The organism is Streptomyces adelaidensis, assembly GCF_016598475.1.
GTDB lineage: Bacteria > Actinomycetota > Actinomycetes > Streptomycetales > Streptomycetaceae > Streptomyces > Streptomyces adelaidensis.
Window position 1 is genome coordinate 1 of the sequence record NZ_JAEMUX010000001.1, and the last position, 25,593, is coordinate 25,593.

General features: G+C 71.3%; 19 protein-coding genes, 5 tRNA genes and 3 pseudogenes. 19 read left to right on the forward strand and 8 right to left on the reverse strand.

All coding sequences use genetic code 11. The annotated features are described in order from the left end of the window. Positions 1-580: IS3 family transposase (locus tag I8N67_RS00005; RefSeq protein WP_200300606.1), on the reverse strand; the 580-nt coding region annotated here is incomplete at its 3' end. A 5-nt stretch (positions 581-585) separates the two neighbouring features. After that, positions 586-912, reverse strand: a complete 327-nt coding sequence (locus I8N67_RS00010) for a hypothetical protein (protein ID WP_200300448.1) — start codon at positions 910-912, stop codon at positions 586-588. Positions 913-926: 14 nt separating this feature from the next. Here I8N67_RS00010 and ltrA point away from each other — a divergent pair, with 14 nt between their 5' ends. From ltrA to I8N67_RS00070, 12 genes and pseudogenes are all read left to right on the forward strand, one after another. Then, positions 927-2,312 carry a group II intron reverse transcriptase/maturase gene (ltrA, locus tag I8N67_RS00015; protein WP_200300449.1) on the forward strand — a complete coding sequence of 462 codons (1,386 nt, stop codon included), beginning with the start codon at positions 927-929 and terminating at the stop codon, positions 2,310-2,312. A gap of 132 nt (positions 2,313-2,444) precedes the next feature. Further along, a pseudogene (locus tag I8N67_RS44865) lies at positions 2,445-2,990 on the forward strand (hypothetical protein); the annotation flags it as partial. A 316-nt stretch (positions 2,991-3,306) separates the two neighbouring features. After that, positions 3,307-3,501, forward strand: coding sequence for a hypothetical protein (locus I8N67_RS00025; RefSeq protein ID WP_143644594.1), 195 nt, complete (start codon positions 3,307-3,309; stop codon positions 3,499-3,501). Between the two features lie 170 nt (positions 3,502-3,671). After that, positions 3,672-4,079 (forward strand): annotated as a pseudogene (locus tag I8N67_RS00030) (ATP-binding cassette domain-containing protein); the annotation flags it as partial. Positions 4,080-4,344: 265 nt separating this feature from the next. After that, a complete protein-coding gene (locus I8N67_RS00035; RefSeq protein WP_200300451.1) occupies positions 4,345-4,983 on the forward strand; it encodes a GNAT family N-acetyltransferase in 639 nt (212 codons plus the stop codon). A 115-nt stretch (positions 4,984-5,098) separates the two neighbouring features. After that, the gene (gene cbiE, locus I8N67_RS00040; protein WP_200300452.1) at positions 5,099-6,310 is read left to right on the forward strand and encodes a precorrin-6y C5,15-methyltransferase (decarboxylating) subunit CbiE; all 1,212 of its coding nucleotides are present in this window, start codon (positions 5,099-5,101) and stop codon (positions 6,308-6,310) included. Between the two features lie 345 nt (positions 6,311-6,655). Further along, a complete protein-coding gene (gene cobT, locus I8N67_RS00045; protein WP_200300453.1) occupies positions 6,656-10,732 on the forward strand; it encodes a nicotinate-nucleotide--dimethylbenzimidazole phosphoribosyltransferase in 4,077 nt (1,358 codons plus the stop codon). A 181-nt stretch (positions 10,733-10,913) separates the two neighbouring features. Next, a complete protein-coding gene (gene cobA / locus I8N67_RS00050) occupies positions 10,914-12,146 on the forward strand; it encodes a uroporphyrinogen-III C-methyltransferase (RefSeq protein ID WP_200300454.1) in 1,233 nt (410 codons plus the stop codon). Between the two features lie 65 nt (positions 12,147-12,211). Continuing rightward, entirely contained in the window at positions 12,212-13,099 is an 888-nt protein-coding gene (locus I8N67_RS00055) for a TrmH family RNA methyltransferase (RefSeq protein WP_200300455.1), read from the forward strand. Between the two features lie 246 nt (positions 13,100-13,345). After that, positions 13,346-15,682, forward strand: coding sequence for a 2OG-Fe(II) oxygenase (locus tag I8N67_RS00060; RefSeq protein ID WP_234044630.1), 2,337 nt, complete (start codon positions 13,346-13,348; stop codon positions 15,680-15,682). Positions 15,683-15,728: 46 nt separating this feature from the next. Beyond that, positions 15,729-17,369, forward strand: a complete 1,641-nt coding sequence (locus I8N67_RS00065; protein ID WP_200300456.1) for a plasmid pRiA4b ORF-3 family protein — start codon at positions 15,729-15,731, stop codon at positions 17,367-17,369. 276 nt (positions 17,370-17,645) lie between these two features. Further along, positions 17,646-18,065 (forward strand): annotated as a pseudogene (locus tag I8N67_RS00070) (TrmH family RNA methyltransferase); the annotation flags it as partial. 64 nt (positions 18,066-18,129) lie between these two features. Here I8N67_RS00070 and I8N67_RS00075 read toward each other — a convergent pair. Continuing rightward, positions 18,130-19,491: a serine/threonine-protein kinase gene (locus I8N67_RS00075; protein WP_200300608.1), complete on the reverse strand. Its 1,362-nt coding sequence runs from the start codon at positions 19,489-19,491 to the stop codon at positions 18,130-18,132. A 196-nt stretch (positions 19,492-19,687) separates the two neighbouring features. Between I8N67_RS00075 and I8N67_RS00080 the strand changes: the two genes are divergently transcribed. From I8N67_RS00080 to I8N67_RS00095, 4 genes are all read left to right on the forward strand, one after another. Further along, on the forward strand, positions 19,688-19,963 hold the full coding sequence (locus I8N67_RS00080) for a DUF8836 family protein (RefSeq protein ID WP_200300457.1): 276 nt from the start codon (positions 19,688-19,690) through the stop codon (positions 19,961-19,963). 262 nt (positions 19,964-20,225) lie between these two features. Then, entirely contained in the window at positions 20,226-20,426 is a 201-nt protein-coding gene (locus I8N67_RS00085; protein WP_200300458.1) for a hypothetical protein, read from the forward strand. 373 nt (positions 20,427-20,799) lie between these two features. Then, positions 20,800-21,744, forward strand: coding sequence for a phosphotransferase family protein (locus I8N67_RS00090; RefSeq protein ID WP_200300459.1), 945 nt, complete (start codon positions 20,800-20,802; stop codon positions 21,742-21,744). A gap of 87 nt (positions 21,745-21,831) precedes the next feature. Beyond that, positions 21,832-22,140, forward strand: a complete 309-nt coding sequence (locus I8N67_RS00095; protein WP_200300609.1) for a TFIIB-type zinc ribbon-containing protein — start codon at positions 21,832-21,834, stop codon at positions 22,138-22,140. 55 nt (positions 22,141-22,195) lie between these two features. On the opposite strand, the gene I8N67_RS00100 is transcribed toward I8N67_RS00095, so the two are convergent. The 5 genes from I8N67_RS00100 to I8N67_RS00120 form a co-directional block, all read right to left on the reverse strand. Next, positions 22,196-22,267, reverse strand: a tRNA-Val gene (locus I8N67_RS00100). A gap of 43 nt (positions 22,268-22,310) precedes the next feature. After that, positions 22,311-22,382: transfer RNA gene (locus I8N67_RS00105), tRNA-Val, on the reverse strand. Positions 22,383-22,405: 23 nt separating this feature from the next. Then, positions 22,406-22,477, reverse strand: a tRNA-Val gene (locus I8N67_RS00110). Position 22,478: 1 nt separating this feature from the next. Then, a tRNA-Cys gene (locus I8N67_RS00115) sits at positions 22,479-22,552 on the reverse strand. A gap of 39 nt (positions 22,553-22,591) precedes the next feature. Next, positions 22,592-22,664: transfer RNA gene (locus tag I8N67_RS00120), tRNA-Gly, on the reverse strand. Positions 22,665-22,820: 156 nt separating this feature from the next. On the opposite strand from I8N67_RS00120, the gene I8N67_RS00125 reads away from it, so the two are divergent. From I8N67_RS00125 to I8N67_RS00135, 3 genes are all read left to right on the forward strand, one after another. After that, positions 22,821-23,864 carry a chorismate-binding protein gene (locus I8N67_RS00125; RefSeq protein ID WP_200300460.1) on the forward strand — a complete coding sequence of 348 codons (1,044 nt, stop codon included), beginning with the start codon at positions 22,821-22,823 and terminating at the stop codon, positions 23,862-23,864. Then, entirely contained in the window at positions 23,861-24,682 is an 822-nt protein-coding gene (locus I8N67_RS00130) for an aminotransferase class IV (RefSeq protein WP_200300461.1), read from the forward strand. Before I8N67_RS00125 ends, I8N67_RS00130 begins: the two co-directional genes overlap by 4 nt. An 81-nt stretch (positions 24,683-24,763) precedes the next feature. Then, on the forward strand, positions 24,764-25,588 hold the full coding sequence (locus I8N67_RS00135) for a GNAT family N-acetyltransferase (protein WP_200300462.1): 825 nt from the start codon (positions 24,764-24,766) through the stop codon (positions 25,586-25,588). The last annotated feature ends 5 nt before the right edge of the window (positions 25,589-25,593 follow it).

The following is a 25,593-nucleotide window of genomic DNA, read 5'->3' on the forward strand; positions in this document are numbered from 1 at the left end:
GTTGGTAAGGGAGTCGGTCGCGGTCGCGTTGCCAAAGGCTCATCTCCAGCGCGTCCAGGACGAGTTGGGTCTCCTTCGACGTGGAGGCGGACCAGCCGACGATGCGGCGGGAGAAGGTGTCCACCACGAAAGCGACGTAGACGGTCTTCGCCCAGGTGGCCACGTAGGTGAAGTCCGCGACCCAGCACTTGTTCGGTGCGTCGGCGACGAACTTGCGGTTCAGCCGGTCCGGCGCCCGGTCGGCCTGGTCGCCGGGGATCGTGGTGATGACCTTCTTGCCGCGGACCGCGCCGGTGATGCCGGCCTCGCGCATGAGGCGCTCGACGGTGCAGCGGGCCACGACGTGGCCCTGGCGGTTCAGTGCCCGCCAGATCTTCCTGGCGCCGTAGACGCGGTAGTTGTCGTCGAAGATCTTCCGGATGAGCGGGACGAGTTCTGCGTCACGGACCGTGCGCGCGGACGGCTCGGCCAGACGTTTCTTGTGGGCGTAATAGGTGGAGGGGGCGATCTTGCAGTCGTGCTCGGTGAGCGTCCTGCAGATCGGCTCGACACCGCCGAAGCGGGCCCGGTACTCGTCGATGAACGCTACGAGCGTGTGTGTGGCCGGTCGAGCTCGGCCGCGAAGAAAGACGCCGCGGCTTTCAGGATGCTGTTCGCTCGCTTCAGCTCGGCGTTCTCCCTCTTCAACGCCTTCAGCTCGGCGGACTCCTCCGTTGTTGTCCCCGGCCGGGTCCCGGCGTCGATGTCATGCTGCTTGAGCCAGTTCCGCAGCGTCTCGCGTGAACCGATGTCGAGCTTCTCGACGACCGACTGCATCGCGGCGGTGTCGGTCGGATGACTGCCGCGGATCTCGGCGAACATGCGCACCGCACGTCGGCGCAGCTCAAGCGGGTATTTGGAAGGTCGTGCCATGACTCGATCCTTTCATGAAATCGAGCCTCTACTCGAACCGGGGCGGTTCACTGCACCGTTGGGCGACCGACGATCCCGATCGCCGGTTCGATGATCTGCACAACCTTGTCTGCGACCCGGCCTTCCTTCTGGTGGCCTGGGCTCGCGTGCGGGGCAATAAGGGAGCGCGCACGGCCGGGGTGGATGGCGAGACCGCCTACCACGTCGAGACCGTGCAAGGGGTCGAGGTCTTCCTCGGCCAGCTGCGGACCGAGTTGAAGGACCGCAGCTTCTGCCCGATTCCCGTGCGGGAGCGGATGATCCCGAAGCCGGGGACGACCAAGCGTCGTCGCCTGGGGATTCCCGCCCTGCGCGACCGGGTGGTCCAGGGTGCTCTCAAACTGGTCCTGGAGCCTGTGTTCGAGGCGGACTTTCTCCCGTGTTCCTACGGGTTCCGCCCCAAGCGCCGGGCCCATGACGCCGTGGCCGAGGTGCATCACTTCGTGTCCCGCTCGTATGAGTGGGCCGTGGAGGGCGACATCAAAGCCTGCTTCGATGAGATCTCACATTCCGCCCTGATGGGCCGAATTCGAGAACGAGTCGGGGACAAGCGCGTCCTGGCCCTGGTGAAGGCGTTCCTCAAGGCGGGCATCCTCACCGAGGACGGCACGCTCGCGGAGACCCGGGCCGGTACTCCGCAGGGTGGGATTCTCTCCCCCGTGATCGCCAACGTCGCGCTGTCGGTACTCGACGAGCACTTCGCCGGGTACTGGGCCAACGCGACCGAACGGGCCCGACGACGTCGCCACGGGTTGCCGAACTGCCGACTCGTCCGCTACACGGACGACTGGGTCCTGGCAGTTGCGGGCACGCGTGAGCACGCCGAGGGCCTGTGCGTGGAAGCGGCGGAGGTCTTGTCCACGATGGGCCTGCGCCTGTCGCCGGAGAAGACATTGATCACCCACATCGACAATGGCCTCGACTTCCTGGGGTGGCGCATCCAGCGGCACCGCAAGCGGGGCACGACCAAGCACTACGTCTACGTCTACCCGGCCAAGAAGGCGCTGGTCGCCGTCATGGCCAAGATCAAGGCGTTGTGCAGGCAGGACAAGAACCTGCCGCTCGCGGTCCTGCTGCATCAGTTCACCTCGATGCTGCGGGGCTGGACCGCCTACTTCCGGAACGGATGCTCCAGCAAGACCTTCCAGTACGTGAGGGCCTACCTGTGGCAGCGGGTCTTCGGATGGTTGCGCCGCAAGCACCCGAAGACGACCTGGAAGGATCTCCGTCGCCGCTTCACCAGCGACGGATGGTGGCCCGCCGACGGCGAGGTGGTCTTGTTCAACCCGGCAGGAGTAGGCACCAGACGCTACTACTACCGGGGAACCAAGATCCCCAGCCCGTGGCCGATCGGCGCGTGACGCGAACGTCCCGCTCAACGGGGCTTGTGGAGAGCCGGATGCTCGGTAACGGGCACGTCCGGTTCGGAGGGCGGGCCGGGGAAACGGGCTGGTGGGAACACCAGCACCGCGTCCCGGTCCGACCCCTACAGCATGTCCGTGCACGGCGCGTACCCGGCCGAGGACCAGGACGACAATTTCCCTGTGATCAACTACGGGCACCCCAAGGACCGGCGCACAGACCTGAAACAGATCCAGGCCGGGCTCGCGGTCTCCGCCGACGGCGGCATCCCCGTCCACGCCCGGATCTTCGACGGACCTGCGGCCGAAGTCAGCCAGGTCGTCGGCGCGATGAAGGACCTGCGGGCCATGGCCGGCAAGCAGAAGTTCCTGATGGTCGCCGACTCCAAGCTGGTGTCGTACGGCAACGTCTCCGCCCTGCCGGCCGCCGAGGTGGACTTCGTCGCTCCGGTGCCGGCCTCGCAGGTCAAGGACGAGGTCTACGCCGCCCTCAGCCTCGATCAGGCAGCCGTCGTCGACTGGACCCCAGAACGGGACGCCGGGAAGAGGGCCGGGCAACGCGAGATCTACCGCGTGCTGGAGGACACCCACACCCTGAACGGGCCCCGTAAGAGCGATCCCGTGCTGAGACTGCGCCGAATCCTGGTCCACTCCACCGCGAACGCGGCGGGCCAGCAGGCGGCCCGGGACAAACGCCTGGCCAAGGCCGCTGAAGAACTCGACAAGCTCGCAGGAGCGGCCGGCGGCCGGCACTACAGGACCGCAGAGAAAGCCCGCTCAGAAGGCCGATCCGGGCCAGGTCCTGATCCACTACAAGGGGCAGGGCACGGTCGAACGGCGCTACGCGGACTTCAAGGGGCCCCTCGCGGTCGCGCCGGTCTTCGTCCAGCACAACCGGCGCGTCGCCGCCCTCATCCAAGTCATCTGCCTGGCCCTGCTGGTGTTCTGTCTCATCGAGCGGCAGGTCAGACGCGCGCTCGGGCCGGACCAGTCCATGACCGGCCTCTACCCGGACAACCGCCGAGTCCGCCCCACCGGCCGCATGATCTTCTACCATCTCGGCGAACTCACCCTGCGGATCGGCCACATCACCGATCCGCCCACCGTCCAGATCACCCGTGGCGTCCAACTCCACATCCTCGATCTCCTCGACACCGACATTGGGCAAACCCGCTGGCCACAGACCTGAAATGGTGACCCGCGAAGTCCGGGTCTAGAGGGCCCCCGCACCATCCCGAGTCTCGCGCCCCGAAGCGGGACGCCGCGGCATGTCCGTACGCCCCGCGCGTGAGCCGCTCCGCGCGTCTGTTCTCCCCGCTTCCCTCGCCACCGCGAGAACCGTGCCGCGCCCCCGACCACATGCCTCCGTGCCCGGGCACACCCACGCCCGCGCCTGCGCACACGAAAGTGACGGAAACCCCAGTGATCACCACATCGGGCCTCACCAATGTCTACCGCGGCGGCGGCCGCGAGGTCACCGCCCTCGACGGCGTCGATCTGCATGTACGCGAGGGCGAGGTGTACGGCGTCATCGGCCAGTCCGGCGCCGGTAAGTCCTCGCTGATCCGCTGCGTCAACCTCCTCGAACGCCCCACCTCCGGAACCGTGACCGTCGCGGGCCAGGACCTCACCGCCCTGGCCGGCCGCGGCCCCCGCGCCGGCCGGGAACTCCGCCGCGCGCGCAGCCGCATCGGCATGGTCTTCCAGCACTTCAACCTGCTGTCCACGCGGACCGTCCAGGACCATGTCGAGTTGCCGCTCGAAATCCCGGCAACGAGGAAGACCCGCGGGTGAAGAAGCTCGCCAAGCTCCTCACCTCCGAACCTCCGACGAGGTCAGGAAGTTCATCGAGGACAGGTGGAGCAACGGCTCCGTCATCCCGTCCTTCTGACGGGGCGTATACGGCGTATCGCCACGCACGGGGTCCACTCGTTCACCGCGAGTGGGCCCCGTGGTGCGGTTCAGTGCTTTCATGCTGCATGCTGGGCAGTTCAGCAGGCCCTCACAGGTTTCGAAGGTTACGGAGCGGCGCATGATGAGCACCTTTCCCGACATCTCCATCAGCACGGAGCGGTTGGTTCTGCGCCCGTTCGACACGGACGACATCCCGGCGTTCACCGAGATGATGAACGACGAGCAGGTGATGGCCTGGACCGATGTCCCCCAGCCCTTCACCGAGAGGGGCGCCCGTAACTGGATCACCGAGTACGCGCCCATCGAACGCACCTCCGGCCGCGGCCTCGACCTCGCCGTCACCGAGTTCCTCACCCAGCGCCTGGTCGGCGTCATCCAGCTGACCAAGACGAACTGGCACATCCGGTCCACCGAACTGTCGTACGTCGTCGCCCCCTGGGCGCGTGGCGAGGGCTACGCCTCCGAAGCCGCCCTCGCGACCGCCCAATGGCTCTTCCGCGAGCAGAAGTTCGAACGCATCGAGCTGCGCACCGCCGCCGACAACACCGCCTCCCAGCAGGTCGCGCAGAAGATCGGCTGCATCAGCGAGGGCGTCCTGCGCAACGCCTGCATAGCGCGCACCCGTACCGGCGACGTCGGCTGGACCCAGATCCGCACCGACTTCATCGTCTGGAGCCTCCTGCCCGAGGACATCGAGGGCGTCAGCGAGGAACTGGCCGACAGTGCTGGTTTCGGCTCCTACGCGGACTGGAACTGAACAACCCACGGGCATACGCCCGGCCGCCGGGTCCCGCCGCGTCACCAGGTACCCTCACGGGACCCTCCGCGGGCATTACCGACGACCTGCGAAGACCCTCTGGAGACTGACAACGATGGCCGACCGGGTCACGGTGATCGGCTGGGACGGCTCCCCCCCGACCGCCGCGGCGCGCTCCGCCCTCGCCGCCGCCACCCTGGTGGCCGGCGCGGCCCACCACCTGGCCCTGCCCGAGGTGTCCCCGGCCGCCGAACGCGTCCGCCTCGGCAGCGTCGCCCTCGCCGCCCGCCGCATCGCCGCCCACCGCGGCACCGCCGTGGTCCTCGCCGACGGCGACCCGGGCTTCTTCGGCGTCGTCCGCACGCTGCGGGCCCCCGAGTTCGGCCTTGAGGTCGAAGTCGTCCCCGGCGTCTCCTCCGTGGCGGCCGCCTTCGCCCGCGCGGGCATGCCCTGGGACGACGCCGAAGTGGTCGTCGCCCACCGCCGTACGCTGCGCCGCGCGGTGAACGTGTGCCGCGCCCACCCCAAGGTGGCCGTCCTCACCTCGCCAGGCGCCGGGCCCGCCGAACTCGGCCTGCTCCTGGACGGAGTTCACCGCACCTTCGTGATCTGCGAGGAACTCGGCACCGCACGCGAACGCGTCACGGTCCTCACCTCCGACAAGGCCGTAGACCACATCTGGCGCGACCCCAACCTCGTCATCGTCATCGGCGGCCAGGCCACCGCGGCCGACGGCGCCGGCTGGATCGCGGGCCGCGACCCCGGCGCCGGACCACGCGGCTGGGCCCTGCCCTCCCGCGTCTACGGCAGTGCCATGGGCGAGGGTGAGGCCCAACTGCTGCGCTCCTCCCAACTGGCCGCCCTGGGACCACGGGTGGGCGACCTCGTGTGGGACATCGGCTCCGGCAGCGGTGCCTTCGCCACCGACGCCGCCCGTTGCGGCGCCGCCGTCATCGCCGTAGACCGCGACCCCGAGGCCTGCGGCCGTACGACTCTCGCCGCCCGACGCTTCGGAGTCCAGCTCCAGGTCGTCCACGGCACCGCCCCGCACATCCTGGAGAACCTCCCCGAACCGGACGTCGTACGCGTCGGCGGCGGGGGAGCGGCGGTGGTCTCCGCCGTCGCCGACCGCCGCCCCCAGCGCATCGTCACCCACGCCCTCACCCGTCCCGCCGCCGAGCGCATCGGACGGGATCTGACCGAGCACGGATACGAGGTCCGGTGCGAGTTCGTGCAGTCCGTCGAACTCGATACAAGGGCTTGGACGGAGCGGGAACGGAGCGTCGCGTTCCTGCTCAGCGGGACATTGCCCGAACGTTCCCTGTGATCCGGTTGTCGTACCGGCGCGGTAAGCTGGCCGACTGTTGTACCGCGCTTCGGCACCCGACACTTCGTCGGTCAACGTCCGGAAAGCGCGCCCGTTTTGAGGGCGTGTGTGGTACGGCGGAACCGGAGGGCGCGCAACGTGGCGCAGTCCACAGCGGACCGTCGCGGATCAATCTGTCGCGACGGCGGGACGACCGGGACAATGGCCAGCAATGGCTTTGTCGACTTGCAGGCGGGTCGTCACGTGCCGCTGGGCGCGCACGCTCGTTCTTCACAGTGGGGCGGTCGGTGCGCCGTTCCCGGGCCAGCCGGCACTGAGGCACTAACCGATGGGCGAGGGGTACGCATGACCGACACCGGCCAGGTCCCGGGCGAGGGACTGCCGGAGAGCGCAGGCATGGTGGAGCAGCCGGGCGTCCCCGCGCCGGGTGCGTACACCTACCTCTCCGAGACCGCCGCCGAGGACGAAGACCTCCTGCTGCCGGGCGCCCAGAGCGCGTGGGGCAACGAAGTGCCGCCCCCCGCCCCCGAGCCCGTCGTCCAGGTCGTCCACGAGCCCGCCGCCCCCGAGCCCGTGGCACCCGAACCGGTCGCCCACGAACAGGTCGTGCACGAGCCGGGTCCGCACGAGATGTCCGGCCGGGACAGCGGCTCGCTCGACCTCGGCGCCGTCCGCGCCACCGTCGCGACCCCCGTCCCGCAGCCTCCGGTGGCCCGCCGGCCGCTGCACCTCGGCCCGCTCACCCCCGACGCCTCCGCCAGCCCGGTCCGCTCCCTCGCCGACCGCGGCCCGGCGGGCGCCCCCGTCCCGCCCGGCGCCGTACGCCAGTCCGCCCCGGCCACCGCCGGTCCCGAGTACCTCGACGTGCCCCAGCAGAGCGTGTCGCCATGGGCGGACGCGACCGCACCGGCGGTGTCCGTCGGGGGTGCGGCTGCAGAAACGGTCGTTCCGCAGGAGCAGTTCTCCGTGGCCGTCGCCGAAGCGCCGCAGGTCGCGGCCGTACCCCAGGAGGCCGAAGGCCTTCAGCAGGTCCAGGACGCCGACGCCCTGCACCAGGCGCAGGACGCCGCCTTCGCCCAGGCCCAGGAGGCCGCGGCCGCCCAGGTCTGGGTTCCGGAACCCGCCGAGGTCCCGGTCGCCGCTCAGCCGCAGGTCCCGGAGGCGGTCCCTGTACCGCCGGTGCCCGAGGCCGTCGAGGTCCCGCCCGTCGCGGAGGTCCCGCGGGCTGATCCCCCGCAGGCCCCCCAGGCTCCCGAGCCCGTGGCGGCGGCACCCGAGGGGGCCGTGCCCACCGCGCCGGCCGCACAGGTTCCGGATGCCGCGCCTTTCCCGCCGGCCGCCCAGGGGCCCGAGCCGGTCCAGGTGCAGGCCGTGGCCGAGGCACAGGACGTTTTCCAGGCGCCGCAGGAGCCCGAGGCCCCTGCCGAGCCCGCCGAGGTGTCCGTACCGCCGCAGGCCACCGCAGTGGAGCCGCCGCCGCAGGTGGACGTCACGGTTCCGGCGGCTGAGGTGGATGCCTCCGAGCAGGCTGCCGCCATGGCTGAACAGCAGGCCGCGGCCGTTGTGCCGGACGCCGTGCAGGAACCCGCACTCGTGCAGGACCAGCCGCAGCCGGTGGAAACGCCGGTCGCCCAAGAGCCGCAGCAGGCGGAGGCCGCATCGCCTCAGCCGGAGGTTGTCGCCGAAGAGCCGCAGGCCGCCGAGCCGGTGGTACCCGTCGCGGACGAGGCGGAGCAGGAGCTCGACCAGGAGCAGGCGCAGGCGCAGCCCACTGAGGCCGTCGAAGCCCCGGCCGAGCCGGAGACCGACCAGCAGCCCGCAATCGCAGCCGAGGTCGAAGTCGAGGCCGAGGCCACGCCCGATTCCGTCGCCGAGCCCGAAGTCACGGATGTGAACGCGGCGGACGCAACGCACGTGACGGACGTGCCGGACGCGATGGAGGCGACGGATCAGCCGCAGGAGGTCCCTGACCCCCAGGAACCCGTCCTCGCGGAGCCGCTGCCCGCCGAGGCCCCGGCCGACCCCGTCGAGCCCGCAGCCGCAGCCCCCGCAATCGTGGAACCCCCCGCCGCCGAGCCCCCGGCCCCCGAGGTCTCCCAGCTCGACGCCCCTCAGGGAGCCGTGGTCCAGACCCCGGCCGAACCCACCCCTGAAGCCCCGCTCGCGGAGGCACCCCAGGAGCCCCAGCCCGAGCCCCAGCCCGAGGCGGAACAGCCCCAGCCCGAAGCCGACCAGTCCCTGGGCCAGTTCGTGCCCGTGGACGGCTCCGTGCCCACCACCCCCCACCTGGCCCCGACCCCTCCCCAGGGGATGGCGGTCCCGCCGCTGCCCGCCGAGGACCGGCCGACGTCGGTCGCCGCCGAGTTCCCGGCGGCCGAGGGACAGACGGAGGCAGCCCGGGAAGCGCCGGAGCCGGAAGCGGCGGCCGAGCCCGTGGCCGAGGTCCCCGCCCCCCGGGCCTCCGAGGCCGAGACGATCGTCGTACCGCAGCCGGTCGCGGCGGCCGGCGCGGACCCGGACGTCGCCCAGAGCGCGGAGGACCTGGACACCAGGGCAGCCGACCAGGAAGACAACGAAGAAGAAGCAGCCGCGGCGGTAGCGACCGAAGAGAGCACGGCCGTAGTGGAAGAAGCGCCGACAGAGGCAGAAGCAGAAGCAGAGGTACGGGAGGAAATCCGGCAGCCCATGGGCCCGGCCGCGCCCCCCTACGACGACGCCGAGCGCGAGGCCGTGCTCAAGGTCATGCGCGAACGTCGCGACATCCGCAACGGCTTCCGCAGCGACCCGATCCCGCACGACGTGCTGCTCCGCGTCCTGGAAGCCGCCCACACGGCGCCCTCCGTCGGCCACTCGCAGCCCTGGGACTTCGTCGTCATCCGTTCGGCCGAGACACGCCGCACGATGCACGAACTCGCCCAGCGCCAGCGCGAGGCGTACGCGAAGTCGCTGCCGAAGGGCCGGGCGAAGCAGTTCAAGGAACTGAAGATCGAGGCGATCCTCGACACCCCGGTCAACATCGTCGTCACCGCCGACCCGACCCGCGGCGGCCGCCACACCCTGGGCCGCCACACGCAGCCGCAGATGGCCCCGTACTCCTCCGCCCTCGCGGTCGAGAACCTGTGGCTCGCGGCCCGCGCCGAGGGCCTCGGCGTCGGCTGGGTCAGCTTCTTCGACGAGCGCGAGATGGTGCGCGCCCTCGGCCTGCCCGAGCATCTGGAGGTCGTGGCCTACCTGTGTGTCGGGTACGTCGACGAGTTCCCGGCGGAACCCGAGCTGATGCAGGCGGGCTGGGCCAAGCGCCGCCCGCTGTCCTGGGTCGTCCACGAGGAGACGTACGGCCGTCGCGCGCTGCCCGGCGCCGAGCCGCACGACCTGCTCGCCGAGACCGTGGCCGGCATCCGCCCGCTGGACGCCAAGGCGCTCGGCGAGGCATGGGAGCGCCAGAAACGGATGACGAAGCCCGCCGGCGCACTCGGCATGCTGGAGATCATCTCCGCCCAGCTGTCCGGCCTGTCCCGCCAGTGCCCGCCGCCCATCCCGGAGCCCGCAGCGGTCGCGATCTTCGCGGGCGACCACGGTGTCCACGCCCAGGGCGTCACCCCCTGGCCGCAGGAGGTGACGGCCCAGATGGTCGCCAACTTCCTCGGCGGGGGAGCGGTCTGCAACGCCTTCGCCACCCAGGTCGGTGCCGAGGTCTGCGTCGTGGACGTGGGCGTGGCGAGCGACCTCCCGGCCACCCCGGGGCTGCTGCCGCGCAAGATCCGCGCCGGCACGTCCGACATGACCACCGGGCCCGCGATGACCCGCGAGGAGGCCAAACAGGCCATCGAGGTGGGCATCGAGACGGCCCGCGACCTGGTGGCGGCCGGCAACAAGGCCCTCCTCACCGGCGAGATGGGCATCGCCAACACCACGGCGTCCGCCGCCCTGATCGCCGTCTTCACCGGCGCCGACCCCACCGAGGTCACCGGCCGGGGCACCGGCATCAACGACGAGACCCTCGCCCGCAAGACCGAGGTCGTTCGCCGGGCCATCGAGCTCCACCAGCCGGACCCCGCCGACCCCATCGGTGTCCTGGCCGCGATCGGCGGCTTCGAACACGCCGCCATCGTCGGCCTCCTCCTGGGCGGCGCCTCCCTCCGTACGCCGGTGATCCTCGACGGCGTCAGCGCCGGCGCCGCCGCCCTGGTGGCCCGCGCCATCGCCCCCGAGGTCCTCGCCGCCTGCATCGCCGGCCATCGCAGCGCCGAACCCGGCCACGTCGCCGCCCTTCAGAAGCTGGGCCTGCGCCCCTTGGTCGACCTCGACCTCCGCCTTGGCGAGGGCACGGGCGCCCTGCTGGCCCTCCCGGTCGTCCAGAGCGCGGCGCGCGCGATGCACGAGGTGGCCACGTTCGACTCGGCTGGGGTGACCGAGAAGTAGGCCGGGCGCCGGGGGGAACCCGGCGGGCGCCCCCCCCGGTCCGGGAAGGCTCGGGCTCGGGGAAAGAAAACCCCAGCCCGAGCCCCCACCCGCCCGCACTCTAGAATCCGCACGTCAGGGCCACTCCAAAGCCGCAGTCGCCCACATCGCACCGCCGCCAGCCCCGAGGGAGCCGCACCTCATGGCCGAATACCCCGCCTATCCCGTGGGCCTCCGCCTCACCGGCCGCAAGGTCGTCGTCCTCGGCGGCGGCCAGGTGGCCCAACGCCGCCTCCCGGCCCTCCTCGCAGCAGGCGCCGACATCCTCCTCGTGTCCCCGGACGCGACCCCCTCGGTCGAAGCCATGGCCGACGCGGGCGAGCTGACCTGGGAGAAACGCCCCTACGCGGAAGGCGACCTCGCCGACGCCTGGTACGCCCTGATCGCCACCGGCGACACCGAGGCGAACACCCGTGCGTCGGCCGAAGCGGAGCGCCACCGCGTCTGGTGCGTCCGCTCCGACAACGCCGAGGAAGCCACCGCCTGGACCCCGGCGACCGGCCACAGCGAAGGCGTCACGGTCGCCGTCCTGACCACCAGCGCCCAGGGGCGCGACCCCCGCCACACCGCCGCCATCCGCGACGCGGTCGTCGAGGGCCTGCGCGACGGCACCCTCGTCGCCCCCCATCACCGCACCCGTACACCCGGAGTCGCGCTGGTCGGCGGCGGCCCCGGCGACCCCGACCTCATCACCGTGCGCGGCCGCCGGCTGCTCGCCGAGGCCGACGTGGTCGTCACCGATCACCTCGGCCCGCGCGACCTGCTCGCCGAACTGTCCCCGAACGTCGAGGTGATCGACGCGGCGAAGCTGCCCTACGGCCGGTTCATGGCCCAGGAGGCCATCAACAACGCGCTGATCGACCACGTCAAGCAGGGCAAGTCGGTCGTACGGCTCAAGGGCGGCGACCCCTTCGTCTACGGGCGCGGCATGGAGGAGGTCCAGGCGCTGGCCGAAGCCGGCATCCCGTGCACGGTCGTGCCCGGCATCTCCAGCTCGATCTCGGTGCCGGGCGCCGCCGGCATCCCGGTCACCCACCGGGGCGTCGCCCACGAGTTCACGGTGGTCAGCGGCCACATCGCCCCCGACGACGAGCGCTCCCTGGTCGACTGGCCGTCCCTCGCCCGGCTGACCGGCACGCTGGTGATCCTCATGGGCGTCGGCACGATCGGCAAGGTCGCCGAGACGCTCATCGCCCACGGCAAGTCCCCGGACACGCCCGTCGCCCTCGTTCAGGAGGGCACCACGGCCGGCCAGCGCCGCGTCGACGCGACCCTCGCGACGGCCGCCGAAACGGTCCGCGCTCAGGAGGTCAAGCCGCCGGCGGTCATCGTCATCGGCGAGGTCGTGAACGTCGGACCGAACCCCTCCGTGTAACCACGGGTAACCCAACCTGTTCCAAGCCGTTGGCACCACACCCAGGACAAGGCAGTATCACCCCTGTGGCCGATCTCATCACCGTTGAGGACCCCGACGACCCGCGCCTGCGCGACTACACCGGCCTGACCGATGTGGAGCTGCGCCGCAGGCGCGAGCCCGCCGAGGGCCTGTTCATCGCCGAGGGCGAAAAGGTGATCAGACGGGCCAAGGAAGCCGGCTACGAGATGCGCTCGATGCTGCTCTCCGCCAAGTGGGTCGACGTCATGCGCGACGTCATCGACGAGCTCCCGGCCCCCGTCTACGCGGTCAGCCCGGAGCTCGCCGAACAGGTCACCGGCTACCACGTGCACCGGGGCGCCCTCGCCTCCATGCAGCGCAGGCCACTGGCGGCGGCGGACCAGCTCCTGGGGGCCGCCCGCCGCGTCGTGGTCATGGAGTCGGTCAACGACCACACCAACATCGGCGCCATGTTGCCTTTGGGTCTACAAAGAGGTGGAGGTCGGCGCGTTGCCATCTTCGAGGACATAGTTGATCACGCGAATCTCGGGGCCGCCTTCCGTAACGCGGCCGCTCTGGGCGTGGACGCCGTCTTCCTCACGCCACGTTGCGCCGACCCTCTCTACCGGCGGGCCGTGAAGGTGTCGATGGGCGCTGTCTTCCACGTTCCCTGGACCCGGCTGACCTCTTGGCCGAAGGATGTCGAGATCTTCCGCAAGCACGGCTTCGTGACGGCTGCCCTGTGCCTCAACGAGAAGTCGATCCCGATTGACGAACTGGCCGCCCGCCGGTACGAGAAGCTGGTACTCATGCTCGGTACCGAAGGCGACGGACTGTCGGTCGACGCCCTGCGCGCGGCCGATGAATGGGTTCGGATCCCGATGGCCGCAGGAGTGGACTCCCTCAACGTCGCCGCAGCGTCCGCCGTGGCCTTCTACGCGACGAGGCTCTGAGCCGCGACGCTGCGGAACGCGTTTCAAGAGATCGCTGGCGTTCGCAGGCTACGGCTCGCGCTGTCGGCCGGCTGGCCGACAGCGCCTCGGCGTGAGTATCCGGGCAGGTGCCTGAACTGGCTAGACCCTGTATGGAGTTGCCCCGTGGCGTCGCGACGCCACGGCAGGCACCCTCACCTCACCGCCTGGAAGCGCCCCCGGACGATTGCTCGATGCGGACCGCGGGCCGAGGCACCCCGGATACGGTTGGAGCTCACGCGAGGTTACGAGAAGGGCGAGCGGGCACACATGGCGAAGAGCGCGAGGGAACAGTTGGCGCGACTGCTGGGCGGCACTGGACCCGTCGGCTCGTTCAGCGCCCGACTGTCGGCGCCGGCCGGCCTCATCGGGCTCGAGGTGTCCGGTGTCGGGCCGGTGCGACTTCCGCTGCGCGCGCCTGTGGCGAAGAAGCTGATCGCGGTGGCGCGGCCGGCGAAGTTCGGGCGGGGCGAGGAGACGCTGGCCGACGCGAGTGTCCGGGACACCTGGGAGCTGACCCCGGACCAGTTCACCCTGGACGGGCCCAGCTGGCCGACGCTCCTCGGCAACGCCCTCGAGTACTTCCGTGCCGAACTCGCGCTGCCGCGCGGGTCTCGTCTGCGTGCCGAACCGCACTCGATGCTGATCTACGGCAAGGGGCAGTTCTTCCTCCCTCACCAGGACTCGGAGAAGGACGACGCGATGGTAGGCACCTTGGTGGTGTCCCTGCCCTCGGCGCACACCGGCGGGGAACTGATCATCGAACATGCCGGGGCAAGCGCCGCCTACCGTGCCTCGAAGGACGAACTGACCTTCGTCGCCTTCTACGCCGACTGCCGCCACGAGGTGACGCCGGTCACGTCCGGGTACCGTCACACGCTCACCTTCAACCTGCTCGCCGACGCCGCTCCCCCGGCCACGGAGGTCGGCCCCGCCATCGAGTCGGCACGTTGCCTCACCGAGCACTTCAGCACGCCGGCTACCCCGCGCTACGGAGGCCCCGACCTCGCCCCGCCGAACCGGCTGGTCTTCCTGCTCGACCACGAGTACACCCAACGGGGCCTGGACTGGAACCGGCTCAAGGGCGCCGACGTGGAGCGGGCCGCGTTGCTGCGCGCTGCGGCGGAGCGGGCCGGATGCGAGACGGTGCTGGCGCTCGCCGAGGTGAAGGAGACTTGGGACGCCCTGCCCGACGGCGACGACCCGTGGAACGACTACAACGATTACTACGAGGACGAGGACGAGGACGAGGCGGACAGGTTCGACGCGGCGGACGAGGCTCGTGAGGACTACCAGCTCAACGAGCTGATCGACGACGAGATCACCCTCGACTGGTGGACCGGCCAGGACGGAACCGGCGGTGAACCGGTCTCGCTGCAGGTTCACGACTACGAGGTGTGTGCCGCCACCCCGAACGCGAGTCTGACGCCTTACCAGTCCGAGTACGAGGGCTACATGGGCAACTACGGCAACACGCTGGACCGGTGGTACCGGCGGGCAGCGGTCGTGGTGTGGCCGCGTGAGAGGGCGTTCGCGGCGCGGGCCGAGGCCGGGTCCGGGTGGGCCCTGCGCGAAATCCGCTCCCGCGTCGACGCGGGAGATCTGGCGGGCGCGCGGAGCGCGGCGGAGTCCCTCGCACCGTTCTGGGGACAGCTGGAGGCGGAGGCGGGCCTGCTCACCGAGGCCCTGGACGCGGCGGAGGCCGTGAACGCGGCCGGGACGGCCGCGATGTTGTTGGAGCCGTTCCATGCCGGGCTGCTCGCGCGGGAGCACGCGGACGGGCTGGCGGCGGTGGCCGGGCTGTACGGCGAGGACTGGACGCGGAGCGTCATCGGCGGCTGGTTCGGATCGGAGCGGCACCACCACCGGACCGGTCTGTCCGAGTGGGTCGGCAGCACACTGCCCGGGCTGCACGGAGCGCTGTGTACCGCTGGCAGCCCGGAGGTGGCGCGGCTCCTGGCATCCGACGTGTGGCGCTGGCTGGCTGGTGAGTTCGTGCAGTGGAGCAACATCGCGCAGAGCGACATCCGCCGGGCACAGCTGGAGAACCTGAGTACACCCCTGGCGCGGCTCCTGGAAGCGGTCGACGACAACCTCCGCGACGGGATCACGGAAACACTGCGCGCATACGCGGACACCGTCCTGGAGTGCCTGATGCCGGCGCTGCGCCTGGCACACGCGCGGGGGACGGCGGGGCTCGGGCCGCTCGCCCGGGACTGCGCACAGCGGCTCGGCCGGATCGCCGCTACGCCGCCGCGCGGTGCAGACGACTGGTCGATCTCGTGGACCGGGTGCGGATGCGCCCTCTGCGACCGGCTGGGAGCATTTCTCGGCTCGCGGACGCAGCGGGTCCATGAGTGGCCGCTGGCGAAGGACGGGCGTCGCCACATCCACTCCCGGATCGACGCGGCAGAGCTGCCGGTACGGCACCAGACCCGTCGGCAGGGGCGCCCCTACACCCTGGTGCTGGCCAAGACCGACAAGCTCTTCACGGGCCCGGCGAACGTGCGGGCCAAGGCCGCCGCAGACCTGGCATGGCTGACCGCGGCCCTCGGCACGGTCTGAGAGGCCGTCGGACACCAGCGACCGGACGCCCGGATAGGGTGCCATGATGAACGCCCAGCTCCGCACGACGGCGGCACTCGCCGACGTGGCCCGGTCCTGTCGACTCGTCACGAGCGCACGCACGCTCGCCGCCTGGCTCGGCCCGGGACGGGCCGTCACCCCGGCGGGCATGCCAAAACCCTCGGACGCTCCCGAAGCCGCCGCCACCCTGGGTGTGCCCGCCCCGCGCCGGGTACGCCGGGCCGCAGACATTCCCGAGCTCGCCGCAGTGTGGCGCTTCGCCCGCGCAGGCGGGTTCGTCACGACCGACGGCGGGCGGGGCCATGGTGCGGCAGCAGAAGCGGACTGGGCGAAGCTGCCGTCGGAGACCGTCCTGCCACGCTGGCTCGACGCTCTGTCGGCGGCCGTCCCCTTCGGTGCGGGAACCGACCGGCCGGTCGACGACGAGCGCGCCACTTGCCTCGCCGTCCTTCTGTCCGCCTTCTCCACTGCCGGCGGCACGCGGGACGCGGGCGACGTGAGCGCCCGCATCCTCGAGATGGCACACACCGACCAGTGGCGGTTGCCCTACGGTTGTTCCTTCCTCCGGACTCTGGAAGAGCACGAGTTCGACCACCTCCGCACCGTCCTCGTCGACGCCGGGGCGGTCGATGACGATCGAGGTCTCACCCCGCTCGGCATCTGGGCGCTGGAGCGGCTGCGCCCGGCGCGGATCGAACCACGGATGAGCGCCGCCGACCTGCTGGCGGAGCTTGAGCGCCGCCCGCCCCTCGACCCTTACCCGGTGATCTGGTCATGGACCGAGCTCCAGGGTCCGGATGCCGCACTCCGCGCACTGCTCGCCGAAGCCGACCGGGCGGGCACCCTGCGGCGCAGACTTGCCCTCGAACTCGCCGCCGGCCTCCCCGTGCATTCCGACGAACCGTGGCACCGGGCCGCCACACACGCGGTCCTCGGTCCGCCCGCCCGCCGGATCCTGTGGCACGACGACCCCACCGAACGGAACCTCGGCTCGCAGGACCTGCTCTGGCTGGCCGTCGACGATTGTGCCGCGGCCTGGCTCGGCGACGACACGGCGCGCGTGCTCGAACAGTTCCACGATCTGCCGGGAGCCGACGGGCCCGAGCGCCTGACCGCTGTCCGCACCAGCGGTCACCCGGACGCCGCGGCCCTCGCCGACCACCTGACGCGCAGCGGTGCCGAGCAGTCACAGCCCAGCGTGTACCAGCTCAAGATCTCCCTGACCGGCTACGGAGCATGGCGCCGCGTCCTGGTACGACCCACCCTCACCCTCGGCGATCTGCACGAGGTCATCCGCACCGTCCTGGAGTGGGACGACGACCACCTGCATCTCTTCCAAGGGCCCGGTCGCCGCACCTACGCCCCCGCCTGGTGCGACCTGGACGCCGTGGACGAGGACGCCGTCCTGCTCGCCGACGTGTTTCCCCGGAAGGGCAGCTCCCTGAGCTACACCTACGACCTCGGCGACTGCTGGCGCCACGAGATCACCTGCCAGAAGATCCTCGCGGGCGGCCCCGGCACCGCATACCCGGTGTGCACGGCAGGACAGGGAGACAGCCCGGTCGAAGACTCCGCCCCCGAGCATGTATACGGGCCATACCCCACTACGCCTTTCTTGATCGACGACGTCAACGAGCGTCTGATCCTGCGCTTCTCCTCCAACTGACCGTCTCGCCGGGACGGGACGCCGCCCCGGCGAGGGTGGAGCCGGTGCGTGGCGAGCTGCGCAAAATCACTGCCGCGGCCGGCTGCGCGGCAAGGGCCGCTACCTGCCGCGTTGAGACGGCGGCCCGACGCGGGCGGACCGAGTGCCGCCTGCCAGGGGCCGTCCGGCGTTGCACCGAACCGGCCTTCTTGCAGGACCGCGAAGAACATCACCGGGCGAGACGGGCAGGGGCTACCTGCTCGCTCTCCGTCGTAGACCGGAAGACGGAAGACGAGCGGCGCGATCTTCCGCTCGGCCGCCGCCCTCGGCATGGACGCGGTCCTACTCTCCCCGGACTGCGCCGACCCGCTCTACCGCCGCAGCGTCAAGGTCTCCATGGGCGCGGTCTTCTCCGTGCCGTACGCCCGCCTGGAGACCTGGCCGAAGGGGCTCGACGCGGTCCGCGACGCCGGGTTCACCCTGCTCGCGCTCACCCCGGACGAGAAGGCCCGGTCCCTCGACGAGGCCGCCCCGCACCGGATGGACCGCGTCGCCCTCATGCTCGGCGCCGAGGGCGACGGGCTGTCCACCAAGGCACTCATGTCGGCCGACGAATGGGTCCGCATCCCCATGGCCCACGGCGTCGACTCCCTCAACGTGGGCGCGGCGGCGGCCGTGGCCTTCTACGCGGTGGCGACGGGCCGCCCACAGTCATGACAAGTCATGTCGAGTCATGACGCACTGATCTGATCCGGCGGTCCCGCCGCCGGATCAGCCCGCGTCAGTCCTCGACAGCAGGCGCGACCCGCTGCTCCTGACGTACGTCTTGCCGTACGTCCCGCTGCACGCCGTCCTGTTGTACGCCCGCACCGCCGAGCCCTCGCGGCGGACCCTGGCAGCCCTGCGCCGCCGCGATGCCCAGCGCGGCCAGGAGCGTCACCACGACGAACACCACGAGCCGCTGACGCAGCAGCCGGGGGTTGGCGGGCCGCCGCCCGGTCCCGTTGGTCCGGGTCGGACGGCCGGCACCACTGCGGGGCGCGGGCCGCTTGCCGGAGCGGGTGGTGTTGCGAGCCGGCGCCGACCGCCCGCCGGGCCGCGAGCCGCCACCGGTCCGTGCACCGCCCCCGCCCGTACGGGAACCGCCCCCGGTCCGGGGCGGCGGCGTACCCGGCCCGCCGGGCTTGCCCTGCTGCGACCCGCGCGTGTCCTGCGGCTGCCGGAGCGTGCGCTGCTCGACGTACTGTTCCGCGAGCCGTCCCGAGGGCCGGTCCGGATCGGTGCGCTGCGCGGGCGGCCGGACATCCGTCGGCCCCTGCGCCTCCCGGGCCGCGATCTCCTTGAGCCGCAACGACAGTTGAAGCGTGGTGGGCCGTTCCTGCGGGTCCTTCGCCAGACAGGCGCGAACCAGCGGAGCCAGCGCGTCGGGCACCCCGCGCAGCTGCGGCTCCTCATGCACCACCCGGTACAGCATGACCTCGGAACTGCCGTGTCCGAAGGGCGAGTCGGAGGTCGCCGCGTAGGCGAGGGTGGCACCTAGGGAGAAGACGTCCGTGGCCGGTGTCACGGCTGCGCCGCGCACCTGTTCGGGCGCGAGGAATCCGGGCGATCCCACGGCCGTGCCGACATGGGTCAGGGTCGAGGCCCCGGTCGCCCACGCGATACCGAAGTCGATGATCCGCGGGCCCTTCGGGGACAGCAGGATGTTGGACGGCTTCAGATCCCGGTGTACGACACCGGCCTCGTGCACGGCCACGAGTCCCTCGGAGAGGGCGGCACCGACGGCGGCCACATCGGCGGCCGGCATCGGCCCCTCCTCGGCGACCTTGTCGTGCAGCGAGGGCCCCGGCACGTACTGCGTGGCGAACCACGGCCGGTCGGCCTCCAGATCGGCAGCGACGAGCCGTGCCGTGCAGCCACCCCTGATCCGCCGCGCCGCGGAGACCTCGCGCGCGAACCGTGAACGGAACTCCTGATCCTCCGCCAGATCCGGCCGGATCACCTTCAACGCCACTCGCTGTCCACGCCGGTCCGAGCCCAGGTAGACAACGCCCATTCCGCCGGCGCCGAGCCGTCTGTGGATCCTGAACGAGCCGACGACGCGCGGGTCCTCGCGCCTCAGGCGCATCATCGCCATGTTCATCCCCGCTGCCCGTTCCGTCTGACGAGCCACAGCTTACGTTTCCACGGCCGGGCGTGCGCAGAGGCCGCGCCCTCGCGACCCGATCGATTGTCAGTGCCGGGTGGGAAACTTGAAGGGTGGTCAGGGAACAGGGGCTCGGCACCTGGTTGGACTGCCTGTGATCCCAACCACCCACCAGGGAAGGGGGATTGAACCCGTGAAGGGTGACGGTGTGGAGATAGTCGTGGACGCCGGGGACACAACACGCACCTACGAGGTGATCGCGAGCAGGGCCGGCCGCCGGGTGGAGACGGTGGTACGCCGAGGGGTCGTGGAAGTGAGCGAAGTCACCCTCCCCCACGCTCGGCTTCGCTCGCGCGGGGGGACCCCCATCGGCTCCGTGGTACGGACGGCCCGGTTCATGGCGAACCGGGTCCTCGCACTGGTCGAGCAGCCGGTGCCCCGCGAGGACGGCTCGGAGCGGAACTCGTAGCAGAAGGGGCAGACCGGGCGTCCCCTCCGGGAAGACCCCGAGACCTAGGACCTCATCTCCACCCTGGGGAGTACGTCGCAGGTCATCGCTCATCCTCCGGGAGGCCCGGCAATCGGTACGAGGGCATGACGACCCGGACGGGCCGCACGCCTAGATTTGAGGTCAAGCGGCGGGTGCAGCACTCGTCCCCCGAGGTCAGACACCCGCCGCTGCCAAAACAAAACAAGACAAGACCGAAAAGAACGGTCAGAGAGGAGGGACCATGGCCCACACGGCACCGCGGACCGCGATCCGCACACGGGAGCGCAAGGTGTTCACCGCCGATCGCCGTTCGGGCCGTCGCCACCCCTTGGTGGCGACCGCGATGGTCCTCCCTCTGGCGGCCCTGCTCGTATACGCCTTCGGCGGCTGGGAAGCAGTGGTCACACAAGCGTCGTCCGTGGGTGTGATGCTGGGGCGCTGAGCGGCGACCCCAGGCCCGGAAGAGCGGTCCGGGCGGGGACATCCATCCATGAAACCCCGTGGGGACGGGGGTGCGGCGGACGGCAATAGACGCCCGCGCAGCTGGGGAGCTGCGCGGGCGTTGCTCTTTCCCCCACCGTGGCCGCGCCCAGCGCGCTGCCCTGAATCCGCTGGTTGCCCGGGGGCGGCGGGATGCCGTGAGTCCCGCTATCGTGCCGCTGTGGCGGCAAGGGTGGGCGCGGCGGCACCTCGTGACCGCCGAGCCGAGCCCCCCGCCCCGCCCCGCCCCGCCCCGCCCCGCCCCGCCCCGGCCCACCGTGCCCACCTGCGTAGGCTCTGCTCGGTGCCGTCGTACGACTTCGCAGGGGGACCCCATGACCGCCGCTGATGCCGACGTACTTCCAGCGCTGAGGGCCAGGGTGCGAAGCGTGTCCCACCCCGAGTCCACCGTCTGCTCCCATCCCGACACGGTCCTCGCGGAGCGCGCGGACGGCACGGTCGTACGTCACGCCGACACCGTCGCCAAGGCCCACGCCTCCGACACCGGCCCCACTGCCCTGACCCTTCGCCTGGCCGTCGCCACCGCCCACCCGGACATCCTCCTGGCTCCCCTCCACTCCACCCCGACCCCCCTCCACGGTCGCCTCATCACGCTCTGGCCGTACGGCACCCCGGTCGACCCCGAGGCACCGGAGCGCGCCCCGTGGGAGGAGGCGGCCACCCTCCTCGCCCGCCTCCACCGGCGCCCCGCACCCCCGGGCCTGCCGCCCATGCGCGGCCCGGTCAAGGCGGCCCGGGCCATCGCCCGCCTCCGCACCGTCGCACCCCACCACCCCACCACCGCCTCCGTTCTGCGCGCCTGGCGCACCCTCCCCGCCTGGGCCCGGGCCGAGACCCTCATGCCCGGCCCGGCCACCCTCTGCCACGGCGACCTGCACCTCGGCCAGCTGGTCCGCCACCCGGCGACGACCGGCGCCTGGCGACTGATAGACGTCGACGACCTCGGCGTGGGCGTCCCGGCCTGGGACCTGGCCCGCCCGGCCGCCTGGTACGCCTGCGGCCTCCTCCTCCCCGACGAGTGGATCCGCTTCCTGGACGCGTACCGACGCGCAGGCGGCCCGGCGGTCCCCGCGCAGGGCGACCCCTGGCCCGTACTGGACGTACCGGCCCGCTCACTCACCGTGCAGACCGCGGCCCTGGCCATCGCGAAGTCCACGGCGGCCGGCCGCGCCCCCGACGACGCGCAGCAGGCCGTTATCGACGCATGTGACCGAATGGGAGGCATCCCGCCGGAGTTGGCCGCCGCTTTCCCGAAGTAGGGTGCAACCGACCGCCGCCGGACAGTGTCTGTCCTGGCGTAACGCGAAGCAGCACCGAACGGCGAGGAGTTGAGCCGAACCATGCACATGCAGTGTCCGAAGTGCCATGCGCCGATGCACACCTACAACCGCAATGGCGTCCAGATCGAGCAGTGCAGCGGATGCCGCGGGATCTTCCTCGACTACGGCGAGCTGGAGTCACTGACCCGTCTGGAGTCCCAGTGGGGTGCCGGCCCGGCCGTTCCGCCGCCGCCGGCCGCTCCGCAGTACCCGTCGGGCGGCGGCCACGGTGCTCCCGCCTGGGGTGCCCAGCACGGCGGTCACCACGGCGGCGGTCACCACGGCCAGCACGGTCACCACAACCGGGGCTTCGGCCACATGCTGTTCTCCAGCTGAGCCGAGGAACGACGAAGCCCCCGGCCGTACGAGACGGCCGGGGGCTCGGTGCGTGTGGACGATACTGGGATTGAACCAGTGACCTCTTCCGTGTCAGGGAAGCGCTCTCCCGCTGAGCTAATCGTCCTCGGGATCACAACCCGGGCGATCCCGGGGCTGTCGATCTTGCGTGCGCGATACTGGGATTGAACCAGTGACCTCTTCCGTGTCAGGGAAGCGCTCTCCCGCTGAGCTAATCGCGCGGGGACCCGGTGAACCGGATCAGTGGACGATACTGGGATTGAACCAGTGACCTCTTCCGTGTCAGGGAAGCGCTCTCCCGCTGAGCTAATCGTCCTTGGAGGTGGAGACGGGATTTGAACCCGTGTAGACGGCTTTGCAGGCCGTTGCCTCGCCTCTCGGCCACTCCACCAGGAGTGCGGGGGTTCGGGAAGATCCCCCTCTTCCTGCGAGCGGACGACCAGGTTCGAACTGGCGACCTCAACCTTGGCAAGGTTGCGCTCTACCAACTGAGCTACGTCCGCGTGCCGTTTCGGTCCGCTCTCGCGGCCCGGCGACGAGTTGAACTCTAGCGGATTCCGGGGCCAGCACAAAAACACGTTTGTGCAGCGTGCTGCGGTGCGCCCGGTCCAGGACCCGGCCGGGTCCGCCCGCGGGGTGCCCGTCCTAGACTCGACAGCGTGCTCGACCTCCCTCCGCTCGCCCGTTTCGGCAACCTCGTCGCCACCGGTCTCACCGATGTGACCAGCGACGCCGCCGCCCTGGACTCGTCCGGCTTCTGGGCGGTGTGCTCGGACTACGAGGGCGCTCTGGTGTGCGCGCGGTTCCGTGACGTACGTCGCGAGGCCGCACCCGCTCCGGTGCCGGGGCAGTGGTACGGGCCGGGCGTCGGTGACTGGGTGTCGTCCCTCGACCGCGCCGCGTACGTGGCGGGTGTGCGCCGGATCCGTGAGCACATCGCGGCGGGCGAGGTCTACCAGGCGAACCTCTGCCGGGTGCTGTCGGCTCCCGTCGCGCCGGACGCCGACGTGGACGCCCTGACCGCGCTGCTGGCGCGTGGCAACCCGGCACCGTTCGCAGGAACGATTCGTCTTCCGGCGTACGGCGTGGAGATCGCCACCGCGTCTCCCGAGCTCTTCCTGCGCCGCGACGGCCGGGTCGTCGAGTCGGGCCCCATCAAGGGCACCGGACGCACCGAGGCGGACCTGCTGGAGAAGGACTACGCCGAGAACGTGATGATCGTCGACCTGGTCCGCAACGACATCGGCCAGGTCTGCGCCACCGGCTCCGTGACCGTGCCCGACCTGTGCGTCGTCGAGAAGCACCCCGGCCTGGTGCACCTCGTCTCCCTCGTCCGCGGCGAACTGCGTACGGGCGCCGGCTGGCCGGAGCTGCTCGCCGCCGCCTTCCCGCCCGGTTCCGTCACCGGCGCGCCCAAGTCGAGCGCCCTGCGGATCATCGACGCCCTGGAGACCGCCCCGCGCGGCCCGTACTGCGGAGGCATCGGCTGGGTCGACGCCGGCCGGGGCACCGCGGAGCTGGCCGTCGGCATCCGTACCTTCTGGGTCGACCGGGCCGCCGGCGAGCTGCGCTTCGGTACGGGAGCGGGCATCACCTGGGGCTCGGACCCCGAGGCGGAGTGGCTGGAGACCGAGCTGAAGGCCGCCCGACTGCTCGCGGTAGCGTCGGGGACGTACGAGGCGAGTGGGAGGACCCTTACGTGAAGATCTGGCTCGACGGCGGACTGCAGGACATCGACTCCGCCCGTGTCTCCGTCCTCGACCACGGACTGACCGTGGGCGACGGCGTCTTCGAGACCGTGAAGACGGTCGACGGGCGGCCGTTCGCGCTGACCCGCCACCTCGACCGGCTGGGCCGCTCGGCGCGCGGACTCGGTCTGCCCGAGCCCGACCTCGACGAGGTACGCCGCGCCTGCTCCGCCGTCCTGGACGCCGGCCCGGTGGCGCTCGGCCGGCTGCGCATCACCTACACCGGCGGTGTCTCCCCGCTCGGCTCCGACCGCGGCGAGAACGGCCCGACCCTCGTCGTCGCCCTCGGCGGGACCGCCCGGCGCGCCGACTCCACCGCCGCGATCACCGTCCCCTGGACCCGCAACGAGCGTGGCGCCCTCACCGGCCTCAAGACCACCTCGTACGCCGAGAACGTCGTTGCCCTCGCCCGCGCCCACGAACAGGGCGCCACCGAGGCGCTGTTCGCCAACACGGTCGGGCAGCTCTGCGAGGGCACGGGCTCCAACGTCTTCGTCGTCCTCGACGGCGAGCTCCACACCCCGCCGGTCGCCTCCGGCTGCCTGGCGGGCATCACCCGCGCGCTCGTCGTCGAGTGGACCGGCGCCCGCGAGACCGAGCTGCCCCTGGACGTCCTGGACCACGCCGACGAGGTCTTCCTGACATCGAGCCTGCGCGACGTGCAGGCCGTGCACCGCGTCGACGCCCGCGAACTGCCGGGCACGCCCGGTCCGGTGACGGCCAAGGCGATGCGGGTCTTCGACGAGCGGTCCGGGGACGACCAGGACCCGTGAGGACCACGGATCCGGAGCCGGGCCTCAAGAGCCACGAATATTGGGCTGAATCGGCGGTCCGGAGCGGGTAGAACACCCCTGATGACCACCACTCTGCGGCCGATCGAGCCGCTTCAGCACGCCGCCGACGGGACGCGTTCGCGCCGCTATCAGGTGTGCGTGAACAGCCGTCCCGTCGGCGCGATACACCTGGACACCCATCCCGCCTTCGGGAACTCCGTGGCCCGGCTCCGGGACCTGCGGATCGAGGAACCGGACCGGCGGCGCGGACGAGGCACCGTGGCCGCGCTCGCCGCCGAGGAGGTGGCGCGCGGCTGGGGCTGCCGACGGATCGAGACGTCCGTCCCGGCCGACGCCGAAGCCGCCCTGGGACTCACCCAGGCGCTCGGTTACGTCCTGCGCAACCGCACCATGCGCAAGACCCTCGGCTCCACCCCGCCAGAACTGCCCGCGGGCAGCCGGGGACGGCCGATGACGGAGGCCGAGTTCGTGCCCTGGGAGAAGGCGAGCCGGGAGGACTACGTCCAGGACTGGATCGATCGCGGGGTGCCCGAGGCGGAGGCGCGCACCAAGGCCGATCGCGACCATGACCAGCTGCTGGGCCAAGGCATCCAGACCGAGAACATGCTGTTCAGCGTCCTGGAACACGAGGGAACCCGGGTCGGCGTCCTGTGGCTGGCGCTCACCGACGGCGGCACCTTCGTGTACGACGTGGAGGCGGCCGCCGCACACCGGGGCCGGGGCCACGGCCGCTCCCTGATGCTGCTGGCCGAGGCCCAGACGCTGACGGCGGGGAGATCCGTCATCGGCCTCAACGTCTTCGCGGGGAACATCCGGGCCGAATGCCTCTACGAGTCGCTCGGTTACGAGACGACCGTCCGTCATTTGACCAAGGAGCTGATCTGAGAGCC

Excerpts from the sequence above, each read along its gene's own strand:
- I8N67_RS00010 (WP_200300448.1), bottom strand. The coding sequence starts at position 912 with ATGGCACGACCTTCCAAATACCCGCTTGAGCTGCGCCGACGTGCGGTG.
- I8N67_RS00085 (WP_200300458.1), top strand. The coding sequence starts at position 20,226 with ATGGCCCACACGGCACCGCGGACCGCGATCCGCACACGGGAGCGCAAG.
- I8N67_RS00090 (WP_200300459.1), top strand. The coding sequence starts at position 20,800 with ATGACCGCCGCTGATGCCGACGTACTTCCAGCGCTGAGGGCCAGGGTG.
- I8N67_RS00075 (WP_200300608.1), bottom strand. The coding sequence starts at position 19,491 with ATGAACATGGCGATGATGCGCCTGAGGCGCGAGGACCCGCGCGTCGTC.
- I8N67_RS00025 (WP_143644594.1), top strand. The coding sequence starts at position 3,307 with ATGACCGGCCTCTACCCGGACAACCGCCGAGTCCGCCCCACCGGCCGC.
- cbiE (WP_200300452.1), top strand. The coding sequence starts at position 5,099 with ATGGCCGACCGGGTCACGGTGATCGGCTGGGACGGCTCCCCCCCGACC.
- I8N67_RS00035 (WP_200300451.1), top strand. The coding sequence starts at position 4,345 with ATGATGAGCACCTTTCCCGACATCTCCATCAGCACGGAGCGGTTGGTT.
- cobT (WP_200300453.1), top strand. The coding sequence starts at position 6,656 with ATGACCGACACCGGCCAGGTCCCGGGCGAGGGACTGCCGGAGAGCGCA.
- I8N67_RS00095 (WP_200300609.1), top strand. The coding sequence starts at position 21,832 with ATGCAGTGTCCGAAGTGCCATGCGCCGATGCACACCTACAACCGCAAT.
- cobA (WP_200300454.1), top strand. The coding sequence starts at position 10,914 with ATGGCCGAATACCCCGCCTATCCCGTGGGCCTCCGCCTCACCGGCCGC.
- I8N67_RS00135 (WP_200300462.1), top strand. The coding sequence starts at position 24,764 with ATGACCACCACTCTGCGGCCGATCGAGCCGCTTCAGCACGCCGCCGAC.
- ltrA (WP_200300449.1), top strand. The coding sequence starts at position 927 with ATGAAATCGAGCCTCTACTCGAACCGGGGCGGTTCACTGCACCGTTGG.
- I8N67_RS00065 (WP_200300456.1), top strand. The coding sequence starts at position 15,729 with ATGAACGCCCAGCTCCGCACGACGGCGGCACTCGCCGACGTGGCCCGG.